The 11619-nt window shown below is 68.7% G+C and carries 7 protein-coding genes and 1 pseudogene; all 8 read left to right on the top strand.

Going from position 1 to position 11619, the window contains the following annotated elements; translation table 11 throughout:
• Positions 1 to 58: 58 nt before the first annotated feature.
• The 8 genes and pseudogenes from VK98_RS22860 to nirB all read left to right on the top strand — a co-directional run bounded on the left by VK98_RS22860 (position 59) and on the right by nirB (position 11616).
• Positions 59 to 3337, top strand: coding sequence for an EAL domain-containing protein (locus VK98_RS22860; RefSeq protein ID WP_197083054.1), 3279 nt, complete (start codon positions 59 to 61; stop codon positions 3335 to 3337).
• A gap of 368 nt (positions 3338 to 3705) precedes the next feature.
• Positions 3706 to 3918: pseudogene (infA, locus tag VK98_RS14305) on the top strand (translation initiation factor IF-1); the annotation flags it as partial.
• A 102-nt stretch (positions 3919 to 4020) separates the two neighbouring features.
• Positions 4021 to 4206, top strand: coding sequence for a hypothetical protein (locus VK98_RS23765; protein WP_156187881.1), 186 nt, complete (start codon positions 4021 to 4023; stop codon positions 4204 to 4206).
• Positions 4207 to 4505: 299 nt separating this feature from the next.
• The gene (locus VK98_RS14300; RefSeq protein ID WP_082159035.1) at positions 4506 to 5663 is read left to right on the top strand and encodes a chitinase; all 1158 of its coding nucleotides are present in this window, start codon (positions 4506 to 4508) and stop codon (positions 5661 to 5663) included.
• A 217-nt stretch (positions 5664 to 5880) separates the two neighbouring features.
• Positions 5881 to 6471 (top strand): ANTAR domain-containing response regulator, encoded by a 591-nt coding sequence (locus VK98_RS14295; protein WP_082159033.1) that lies wholly within the window; start codon positions 5881 to 5883, stop codon positions 6469 to 6471.
• 18 nt (positions 6472 to 6489) lie between these two features.
• Complete coding sequence (locus VK98_RS14290; protein WP_048414681.1) at positions 6490 to 7587, top strand: CmpA/NrtA family ABC transporter substrate-binding protein; 1098 nt, start codon at positions 6490 to 6492, stop codon at positions 7585 to 7587.
• A gap of 375 nt (positions 7588 to 7962) precedes the next feature.
• Positions 7963 to 9165, top strand: coding sequence for a NarK/NasA family nitrate transporter (locus VK98_RS14285; protein ID WP_048414680.1), 1203 nt, complete (start codon positions 7963 to 7965; stop codon positions 9163 to 9165).
• 18 nt (positions 9166 to 9183) lie between these two features.
• Positions 9184 to 11616 (top strand): nitrite reductase large subunit NirB, encoded by a 2433-nt coding sequence (nirB, locus tag VK98_RS14280; protein ID WP_048414679.1) that lies wholly within the window; start codon positions 9184 to 9186, stop codon positions 11614 to 11616.
• Positions 11617 to 11619 lie beyond the last annotated feature (3 nt).

Below are 11619 nucleotides of genomic sequence, written 5' to 3'. Positions count from 1 at the left end.
AACAATGAAGCAAGACCTGACCGCGCCCGCAGCGGGCGCGAGCGCAGAAAGAGACTTCATGCCGACGATCAAGAAACCAGCCGCCACCGACAGCGGGTCCGCCGCCGGCAAACACCAGCGCCGTCTGCGCGACCTGCTGAACCGCTACGACGCCGCCTTCTCCGCCGGCGCGTCGCTGGACAGCTTGTTGCGCCAGCTGGAGCAATTGCGCGATTACGCGCTGCGCCACGCCATCGGCGAAGCGCAGATCTTGTCCGCGCTGGCCGCCCAGCCCGCGCTTCCCCAGGACAGCGCCGCCGGACGTCAGGCCCGGCAAATGCTGACCGACATGACCCACAGCCTGGGACGGCAGTTGCTGCAGCCGGCGCTGGCCTCCCCCGCCAAGCCGCAGCCGCCGCCGGCTCAGGCCATGCTGGAACAACTGGAAGACGGCGTGCTGCTGCTGGAGCCCGTCGGCCAGCAAGTGCTGTACGCCAACGCCGCGCTGCTGGAATTGCTGGGCCGCGCCGACGCGCCCGCCTATCCCGTCGCGCTCTCGGCGCTGGCGCCCGGCAGCGGTCTGGCCGAAGCGCTGCGCCCGCTGCTGACCCTGCCCAAGGACAAGCCCAGCCAGATCGCCGCCACCCCGCTGCGCCGGCCTGACGGCGACGCCGGCCACGCCGACATCCGCGCGCGGCCGCTGCGGGCCGAAGGCCAGGACTGCCTGCTGCTGACCTTTCACGACGCCACCGACCGGCTCACCTCCGAACAGCTGCTGACCCGCCATCTGGACATTCTGGCGCAACTGGCCGGCCTGTCCGCCGAACTGGCCAGCCAACCGGCCGAACCGCTGTGGGCGCGCATGAGCGGCCTGCTGGAGCGCGTGGGCCGCTTCCTCGGCGCCGACCGCTGCCTGCTGGCCCTGCTGGACGCCGACGGCAAGCAAGTGCGCATCGCCCGCGAATGGCGGCGCGAAGTCCGGGCCGCCGGACCGCCGGCCGAGCCGCCGGCCATCCCCCGCCCCAAGCTCTGCTGGCTGGAACAACAGCTGGGCCAGCAACGCACTTTGCAGCTGAACGACAGCGCCGACGCGCCGGAAGCGGCCGACGTCCTGCGCCAGCTGCTGGGCGACCACGGCCAGAGCGCCTTGCTGGCCACGCTGCGGCCTCGCCAATGCTGGCGCGGCGTGCTGGCGGTCAGCGCGCCGGCGCCGCACAGCTGGCTGTGGATAGAACAGCACATGCTGCAATCGGTGGCGGACATGCTGTCCAACTTCCTGGACCGCAGCCAGCACCACAGCGACGCCCAGCGTCGCCAGAGCGAGGCGCTGGCCCAGGCTCGCATCGGCCATTGGGAATGGCGGCGCGGCGACGCCGCGCCGCACTGGTCGGAAGAGCTGTACCAGCTGTGGCGGCTGGACCCCGCCCGGCAGCCCCCGCCGCTGGCGCAATTGCCCGCGCTGCTGCCGCCCGCCGACTGGCCTCCGCTGCGCCGCTGCCTGCGCCAGGTGCTGCGCCGGCGCGAAACCGCCCAGCTTGACCACCGCATCCTGCTGCCGGACGGCGGCGACCGCTACGTCCGCCATCACATCGCGCTGGAACAGGACGGCCGCGGCCGCGTCCTCCGCCTGAGCGGCACCCTGCAGGACATCAGCGAATTCAAGCACCGCGAACAGACCCTGCAGCAAGCCGCCGCCGTTTACGAACACACGCAGGAAGGCGTGATGATCGCCGACGCCGACCTGCGCATCCTCGACGTCAACCCCGCCTTCAGCGCGCTCACCGGCTACGCCCGAGCCGACCTCCTGGGCCAGAGCCCGCGCCTATTGCACTCCGGACGCCACGACGCCGGCTTCTACCGCCGGCTGTGGCAGGCGGTGGCGGAACACGGCCGCTGGCAAGGCGAGATCTGGAACCGCCACAAGGACGGCAGCGTGGCGCCGGCCTGGCTCACCGTCACCGCGGTGCGCGACGCCTACGGCGCGGTGCGCAACTACGTCGGCGTGTTCTCCGACATCGCCCAGATCAAGAAATCCGCCGCCGAGATGGCGCAGCTGGCGCACTACGACTCGCTGACCACCCTGCCCAACCGCCTGCTGTTCCTGTCGCGGCTGGAGCACGCGATCCAGACCGCCAAGCGCGAGCGCCGCCGCGTGGCGGTGCTGTTCATCGACCTGGACAACTTCAAGCAGATCAACGACACCCGCGGCCACGGCGCCGGCGACCGCCTGCTGGTGGAAGTGGCCGCCCGGCTCAAGGACTGCCTGCGCGCCAACGACACCGTGGCCCGCATCGGCGGCGACGAATTCCTGATCCTGCTGGAGAACCAGAAGGCCGACAATCCGGTCATCGACATCGCCAACAAGATCGTCAAGGCCTGCGCCCGGCCGTTCCGGCTGGAAGAGCAAGAGGTGGAAGTGGGCTGCAGCGTGGGCATCAGCATCTACCCGCGCGACGGCCAGGACGCGGAAACGCTGATGCGCAACGCCGACGCCGCCATGTACCAGGCCAAGAACGACGGCAAGGGCGCCTTCCGCTTCTACACCGAGGAGCTGACCCAGCGCGCGCGCCTGCGGGTGGAACAGGAGCGCGAACTGCGCCTGGCGCTGGAGCGGCGCGAGCTGTTCCTGGTGTTCCAGCCCAAATACCATCTGCAAAGCGGCGCCCTCGTCGGCGCCGAGGCCTTGCTGCGCTGGCAGCACCCGGTCCGGGGCCTGGTCGGGCCGGACGCCTTCATTCCGCTGGCCGAGGAAACCGGCCTGATCATCCCCATCGGCAGCTGGCTGATCCGTCACGCCTGCGGCATTCTGCGCCGCTGGCAGGACGCCGGCCTGTCGCCGGGCGTGCTCAGCCTCAATATCGCCGGCGCGCAAATCCAGCGCGCCCCCATCCTGCAAACGCTGAAGCAGGCGCTGCGCGATTGCCGGATTCCGCCGCGGCAGATCGAGCTGGAAATCACCGAGCGCTTCGTGATGAGCAATCCGGACGCGCACCTGAAAGTGCTGCGCGAACTGCGCCAGCTGGGCGTAAGCCTGTCCATAGACGATTTCGGCACCGGCTACTCCTCGCTCAGCTATCTGCGCCAGCTGCCGGTGCAAACGCTGAAAATCGACCAGTCGCTGGTGCGCGGCCTGCCGGACCACGAGCACGAGGCCAGCATCAGCCTGGCCATCATCTCGCTGGCCAAGACCCTGCACCTGGGCCTGGTGGCCGAAGGCGTGGAAAACGAGGCTCAGCGCCGCTTCCTGCTGGACGCCGGCTGCGAGCACGGCCAGGGCTTTCTCTACGCCCGGCCGCTGCCGGAAAACGAATTCGCCGCACTGGTCAAAAACGGCGGCGCGGCCCCGTCCCGCCCCTGAGCCTTCCGGGCGGAGAAACCCGCTTGCCGATGAGATTTTCAACGCCGCTGCGACGGCGGCGGACAAATCCATCTCCCTGATTTTTTTGTGAAAACCGCCTTTGCGCCGCGCCTGATTCGGCCATTGGCGCAGAAATGCTTGTATTTTTCTGACAAATCAGTGCGTTAGATATATAATACCGTTCGCCTCAGATTTTCTGATCGTTCCGGCAGCTGCCTGCTGGACGCTCCGCCTTGCCTGAGGGCTGCCTGTGAAGCCAGCCCCTCCCTAGCTTGGTTACCGAATAGACGCGCCAATAGCACCCGCTCGCGGCAGTCCACGTGACTGCCGCTGTGGCTGTTGGCCTACCGTATTAGAAAGGAATCGTAATGTCCAAAGAAGACATGATCGAACTGGAAGGTGTTGTCATTGAAATGTTGCCCGAGTCCCGCTTCCGCGTGCGCCTGGACAACAACGTCGAAATCCTTGCCTATGGCTCGGGCAAGATGAAGATGCACCGTATTCGCGTTCTGGTAGGCGACCGCGTCACTGTAGAGATGTCGCCCTACGATCTGACCAAGGGCCGCATCAATTTCCGTCATCCGACGGCGCCGGCCGGCGGCGGCACGCCTCGCCCCCATCACAACCGACGCCGTTGATCTGCCGGCATGGCCCGCTTTCGCGGTCATGCCCAGGAGCAACATTTGCGAGTCAATGAACTCAAACCCGGCGATTACATCGCCGAACAACACGATAGCGCCGCAATCACATTTACCGTGATTGCGGTCAACGCAGTAGGACGTCATTGCCACGTCACTTTTTCGTCCGAACTGGGCCTGGATTCCGCCAGCTACCCGCACGACGCCTGGATCAACGCCTCTCGCCCCTGAGACGGCCGCCCCGATCCGATTGACGCTCAAACGCCGCACCCGCCCGGGATCTCACCCCGGCGCCAGCCGCGGCCGCTTCCGCCTTGTTTGCCCGAGCCCGGCTTAGCCGCGCGCGCCGTCGTCAATGGCGGGCATCGCCGCGTCAATCTGATTCATCCTCAAAAAGTCATTTGACATATCAAAAATTGGTTCCATAGTGGTATCTATGCCGCGCCATCCGCGCGGCAGAAAACCACATAAACGGCTGCCCCGATTCCACGCGGCGTCCGCCCGCCGGCAGCCCGACAACAGGAGCCAACATGCGCAAACCCCTGACCGCCCTGATCCTGGGCCTGGCCTGCCAGGCCGCCCTGGCCGAGCCTCAGCCGCCCACGCTGCAACAGGCGCTGCAATACGAAGCCGCGCTGACCGACACCCCCTTCTTCCGCAGCGTCAAGGCCTCGATCCGCACCCTGCCCAACGTCCAGGTTGAGCAAGTGGCGCCCGGCCGCGCCGCCAACCCGCTGAACGTGCGCCGGGTGGAACGGCTGCTGCCGGCGGCCAAGTGGGAATACTATTTCTCGCGCCGCGACGCCAGTTACAGCTACCAGCGCTTCCTGCAGGCCATCGCCAAATTCCCCGCCATCTGCGACGACTACCGCGACGGCCGCGACGGCGACGCCATCTGCCGCCACAGCCTGGCCGCCATGTTCGCCCACTTCGCCCAGGAAACCGGCGACCACAATCGCAGCGACACGGTTCCGGAATGGCGGCAGGGCCTGAAATATCTGCGCGAGATGGGCTGCGCCGAAACCGGACCCGGCTGCGGCTACAACACCGAATGCGCCGATCCGGTGTTCAACAAGGTGTGGACTTGCGGCAAGAACGCCGACGGCAGCTGGAAGAAATACTTCGGCCGCGGCGCCAAACAGCTGTCCTACAACTACAATTACGGCCCCTTCTCCCAGGCCATGTTCGACGGCGACCAATCGGTGCTGCTGAAGAACCCGGACCTGGTGGCCTCCACCTGGCTCAACCTGACCTCGGCCACCTTCTTCTTCGTCTTCCCGCAGCCGCCCAAGCCGTCGATGCTGCACGTGCTGGACGGCAGCTGGGTGCCCAACGCCGCGGACAAGGCGGCCGGCGCCGGCAACAACTTCGCCACCACCATCCAGATCATCAACGCAGAGTGCGGCGGCGGCACCGAGCGCCAGGCCGCGCAGAACCGCATCGACTACTACCGCCAGTTCGCCAACGATCTGGGCTGGGACTACGGCAACGAACAACTGTCCTGCGCCAATATGCAGCGCTTCAGCGCCGCCAGCTCCGCCGCCTACAACATCTATTGGGAAAAGGACTGGAAATGGGGCAATGACTACAAATGCCAGTTGGTGAACTACCAGACGCCGTACAGCGCGCTGCAAGCCGGCAACTACCAGCGCTGCGTCGAGGACAACTGGAACGTCAAGCTGAAATGAAATCGGCCGGCTCCGCTCGCGCGGGGCCGGCCTCGCCAACGACTGTCGTTCACCCGTGCTTCACCTCCCCGTCCATTGGCCTATCTCGTTTCCACGATAAGCCATCGCGGCTAAACGCCGCGTCAATCCGGCCGCGTCCCCGCTAAAAATCGCGTCAAGAATTCCCTTGGGCACGGCGCTTGCTTGATCCAAGCCGTCCCTTTCCCCCGGTGCCGCAATGTCCGCCCCTCCGCCGCTGCGCCTGCTGCTGGTCAACGACCACGCCAAAACCATCGCCTCGCTGCGCCAGGCGCTGGCGCGCGCCGGCTACGCCGTCGTCGCCGAGGTGGACGGCGCCGCGGCCTTGCTGCAGGCGGTGGAAGGGCTGCGGCCGGACGTGGTGATCGTGGACACCGAATCGCCGTCGCGCGACACCCTTGAGCAACTGGCGCTGCTGGGCGAAATCGCGCCGCACCCGGTGGTGATGTTCGCCGACCAGGGCGACCTGCCCACGATAGAGGCCGCGGTCCACGCCGGCGTGGCGGCCTATGTGGTGGACCAGGCCGACGCCGCGCGGCTGGCGCCCATCATCGACCTGGCCCGCGCGCGCTTCGCCGAGGACGCCCGCTTGCGGCGGCGGCTGGCGGCGGCGGAACAACAGCTGGCCGAGCGCAAGCTGATCGAGCGCGCCAAGGGCATTCTGATGGACAGGCGCCGGCTCAGCGAGAACGACGCCTACCAGGCGCTGCGCCGCCAGGCGATGCGCGAGGGCCTGCGCGTCGCCGAACTGGCCCGACAACTGATCCAGGCCGCCGAACTGCTAGGCTGAACCACGAGGACCGCCCCCATGACCGTACCGCACCGCCTGCGCCTGGGCTATCTGCCGCTGACCGACAGCGCGCCGCTGATCGTCGCGCGCCAGCTGGGGCTGGACCGCCGCCACGGCCTGGAGCTGGAACTGCTGCGCCAGCCATCGTGGAGCGCGGTGCGCGACAAGCTGCTGGACGGCCGCCTGCACGCCGCCGCGGCGCTGTACGGCCTGGCCTACGGCATGCAGCTGGGCCTGGCCGGCCCGCAAGCCGACATGGCGCTGCTGATGACGCTGAACCAGAACGGCCAGGCCATCACCCTCAGCCACCCGCTGGCCGACGCCCTGACCGCCGCGCCGGAACAGGCCTTGCGCCGCCGCGCCCGCCAGGACTGCGCGCCGCTGACCTTGGCGCACACCTTCCCCGCCGGCACGCATGCCTTGTGGCTCAATTACTGGCTGGCGGCGCAAGGCCTGGACCCGCGGCGCGACGCGCGCCTGGTGGTGATCCCGCCGCCGCAGATGGGCGCAGCGCTGGAGGCCGGCCAGCTGGACGGCTTCTGCGCCGGCGAGCCCTGGCACCAGCAGGCGGCGGCGCGCCAGGCCGGCCGCGTCGTCGTCGCCAGCGGCGAGATCTGGCCCGGCCACCCGGAGAAAGCCCTGCTCTGCCGCCGCGACTTCGCGCAACAAGAACCGGCCGCCGCCGGCGCGCTGATCATGACGCTGCTGGAAGCCTGCCGCTGGCTGGAACACAGCGAACACCGCCGCCAGGCGGCGCGCTGGCTGGCGCGGCCGGAGCATATAGCCCTGCCGGAGACGCTGATCGCCGCCACCCTGCCCTCGGTCGCCGCCGGCGCGGCGGCGCTGCGCTTCTTCGACCAGGGCCGGGTCAACTATCCCTATCCGTCCGACGGCGTCTGGTTCGTCGACCAGTTCCGGCGCTGGGGCTGGCTGAGCGGCGACGAGGACGCGCAAGCCGTGGCCGCCGCGGTCAGCCAGAGCCGGCTCTACCGGCAAGCGGCGGACGCGCTGGGCCTGCCGGTTCCGGCCCAGCCTCAGCGCCGCGGCCGGCTCTGCGACGGCGTGGAATGGGACGGGCAGCCGCGCTACCAAGCCGCGCTGGACCTGCCCGGCTGAACAACGGTTCACGATTTTCTCAGGGCCTGTTCAAGGTCTCGCTCTTGCTCGCAAGATTTTGAGCGGACTCCAGGCCCAGCATGCTGCAACGCACAAACACAGTGCGCGGCCGGCTGCTTCCGCACCAGCGCGGTGCGCCCCTCCGCCGCAAGACCATGTAAACATTGAAATTTCGCCGCGCCGCGGCTGGCACGGCGTTTGCATAAGTCAAGCCGGGCCTGGCACAAAGACGTGCCCCGCCCGCCCCAAATGCTTGTCCGGCCAAAGGCGGCCGGGACGGCAACGGACAACGGCGTCCGCTCCTGCTATCACCGAGGAGCGAACGCCGTTTTTATTTTGGCCGGCCCCCGGCCGCTCGCGGCACAGGAGTTTCGCATGGACCGTTCATTCTGGCACAGCGGGCACAAGCCCACCTTGCTGTCCGCCTTCCTCTATTTCGACCTCAGCTTCATGGTCTGGTATCTGCTGGGCCCGCTGCAGGTGCCCATCGCCGCCGCGCTGGGCCTGGACACCCGCGAACGCGCCTTGATGGTGGCCACCCCCATTCTGGCCGGCGCGCTGTTGCGGCTGGCGGTCGGCATGCTGGCGGACCGCATCGGCGCCAAGCGCACCGGGCTGATCGCCCAGATCGTCGTCGTCGCCGCCCTGCTGGCCGCCTGGCGCGTCGGCCTGTCCAGCCTGGGCGGCGCGCTGCTGCTGGGCCTGTTCCTCGGCGTGGCCGGCGCCTCCTTCGCCGTGGCGTTGCCGCTGGCCTCGCGCTGGTATCCGCCGGCGCATCAGGGCACGGCGCTGGGCATCGCCGGCGCCGGCAACTCCGGCACCGTGCTGGCGGCGCTGTTCGCGCCGATGCTGGCCTTGCAGTTCGGCTGGCAGAACGTGTTCGGCCTCGCCTGCCTGCCGCTGCTGCTGGTGCTGCTGCTGTTCGCGCGGCTGGCCAAGGACGCGCCCGGCGCGCCGCCGCCCAAGCGTTGGGCCGATTACCTGGCGGTGCTGGCCCAACGCGACGCCTGGTGGCTGATGCTGTTCTACGCCATCACCTTCGGCGGTTTCGCCGGCTTCGCCAGCGCGCTGCCCGGCTATTTCCACGACCAGTTCGGCTTCGACGCCAAGACCGCCGGGCTCTACACCGCCGCCTGCGTGTTCGCCGGCTCGATGATGCGGCCGCTGGGCGGCGTGCTGGCGGACCGCGTCGGCGGCACCCGCTCGCTGCTGGCCGTCTACCTGGCGGTGGCGGCCTTGCTGTTCGCCGCCGGCCTGGAGCCGGGCGGCGCCGGCGGCGCGCTGCTGCTGTTCGTGCTGGCCATGCTCTGCCTGGGCGCCGGCAACGGCGCGGTGTTCCAGCTGGTGCCCCAGCGCTTCGGCGGTGAGATCGGCGCGGTCACCGGCCTGATCGGCATGGCCGGCGGCGTCGGCGGCTTCCTGCTGGCGGCCGGCCTGGGCGTGATCAAGCAGGCCAGCGGCGGCTACGCCATCGGCCTGTGGCTGTACGCCGCGCTGGCCTTGGCGGGCTGGGCCGGCCTGGCCGGGCTGCGCCAGCGCTGGCGCGCCGGCTGGTCTCTCGCCAGCGCCCGGCTCTGAGACGCGAGGACATCCATCATGACGAAACCCAAACTGGTAGTGGTGGGCAACGGTATGGCCGGCATCCGCACCGTGGAAGAGCTGCTGACGCTGGCGCCGGACCTGTACGACATCACCGTGTTCGGCGCCGAGCCGCACCCCAACTACAACCGCATCCAGCTGTCGCCGGTGCTGGCCGGCGAACAGACCTTCGACGACATCGTGCTCAATCCGCGCAGCTGGTACTCCGAGCGCGGCATCGCCCTGCACACCGGCAAGACAGTGGTGGAGCTGGACCGAGCGCGCCGGCTGGTGCGCGCCGACGACGACGGCGTCGCCCATTACGACCGGCTGCTGCTGGCCACCGGCTCGCTGCCGGTGATGCTGCCGCTGCCGGGCCGCGATCTCGCCGGCGTCATCGGCTACCGCGACATCCGCGACACCGAGACCATGCTGGCGGCCAGCGCCGGCGGCGGCCGCGCGGTGGTGATAGGCGGCGGCCTGCTCGGCCTGGAAGCCGCCTACGGCCTGAAGCAGCGCGGCATGGAGGTGACCGTGGTCCACCTGGCGGACTGGCTGCTGGAACGGCAGCTGGACCCCGTCGCCGCCCGCTTGCTGCAGGCCTCGCTGGAAGCGCGCGGCCTGCGCATCCTGCTGGGCCGCCAGACCGCGGCGCTGCTGGACGACGGCCGCGGCGCGGTGGCGGCGGCGACGCTCTCCGACGGCGAAACCCTGGAAGCCAAGCTGGTGGTGATGGCGGTGGGCATACGCCCCAATATCGCGCTGGCCGCCGCCGCCGGCCTGCACTGCGAGCGCGGCGTGGTGGTCAGCGACGCGCTGCAGACCTTCGACCCGCGCATCTACGCGGTGGGCGAATGCGTCAGCCACCGCGGCGTCTGCTACGGCCTGGTGGCGCCCTTGTTCGAACAGGCCAAGGTCTGCGCCAACCATCTGGCGCAGCTGGGCAGCAGCCGCTACCAGGGTTCGGTGATGGCCACCAAGCTCAAGGTCACCGGCGTCGACCTGTTCTCCGCCGGCGACTTCATCGGCGGCGACGGCTGCGACGAGATCGTGCTGTCCGACCCGGCCGGCGGCCTGTACAAAAAGCTGGTGCTGCGCGAGGACAAGCTGGTTGGCGTCTGCCTTTACGGCGACACCGCCGACGGCGCCTGGTACTTCAAGCTGCTGCGCGAGCAGCGGGCGATAGGCGATCTGCGCGAGCGGCTGATCTTCGGCGAAACCGCCATCGGCGACGTCGGCGTGCAAGGCCAGAGCCGCGCCGCCGGCATGCGGGACAGCGACGAGGTCTGCGGCTGCAACGGCGTCAGCAAGGGCGCCATCGTCAAGGCGATCAAGGAAAACGGTCTGTTCACCCTGGACGAGGTCAAGCGCTGCACCAAGGCCGGCGGCTCCTGCGGCTCTTGCAGCGGCCTGGTGGAACAGATCCTGATGAACACCGTGGGCGCGAGCTTCCAGGAAGCGCCCAAGACCAAGGCGGTCTGCGGCTGCACCGATCACAGCCACGCCGAGGTGCGCAAGGCCATCCGCGACCACCGCCTGCTGGACCACGCCGCGGTCTACCACTTCCTGGAATGGCGCACGCCCAACGGCTGCGCCAGCTGCCGCCCTGCGATCAACTACTACCTGCTGTCCACCTGGCCGCGCGAGGCGGTGGACGATCCGCAAAGCCGCTTCGTCAACGAGCGGGTGCACGCCAATATCCAGAAGGACGGCACCTTCTCGGTGATCCCGCAGATGAAGGGCGGCGTCACCAACGCCGCCGAGCTGCGCCGCATCGCCGACGTGGCCGACAAATACCAGGTGCCGATGCTCAAGGTCACCGGCGGCCAGCGCATCGACCTGCTGGGCATACGCAAGGAAGACCTGGTCGAGGTCTGGAAAGACCTGGGCATGCAGTCCGGCCACGCCTACGGCAAATCCATCCGCACCGTGAAAACCTGCGTCGGCAGCGAGTTCTGCCGCTTCGGCACCCAGAACAGCACCCAGATGGGCATAGACCTGGAAACCATGCTGGCCAATATGTGGGCGCCGCACAAGGTCAAGCTGGCGGTGTCCGGCTGCCCGCGCAATTGCGCCGAAGCCGGCATCAAGGACGTGGGCGTGATCGCGGTGGATTCCGGCTGGGAGCTGTACGTGGGCGGCAACGGCGGCATCAAGACCGAGGTGGCGCAATTCCTGTGCAAGGTGAAGACCGCCGAGGAGGTGAAGGAATACAGCGGCGCCTTCCTGCAGCTCTACCGCGAGGAGGGCTATTACCTGGACCGCACCGTCCGCTACATCGCCCGCGTCGGCCTGGACTACGTCAAGGCGCGGGTGGTGGACGACGCCGCCAACCGCCAGGCCTTGTACCAGCGGCTGCTGTTCGCGCTGGAAGGCCTGCCCGACCCCTGGGCCGCCCGCATCGCCGGCGCGCAGCGCCAGGAATACATTCCCCTGAAAATCATCGCCTGAGGC

The organism is Chromobacterium sp. LK11 (assembly GCF_001043705.1).
In the GTDB taxonomy this organism is placed as follows: domain Bacteria; phylum Pseudomonadota; class Gammaproteobacteria; order Burkholderiales; family Chromobacteriaceae; genus Chromobacterium; species Chromobacterium alkanivorans.
The sequence above is the reverse complement of the archived record's forward strand: the minus strand, read 5'-3'. Positions and strand labels throughout refer to the sequence as shown.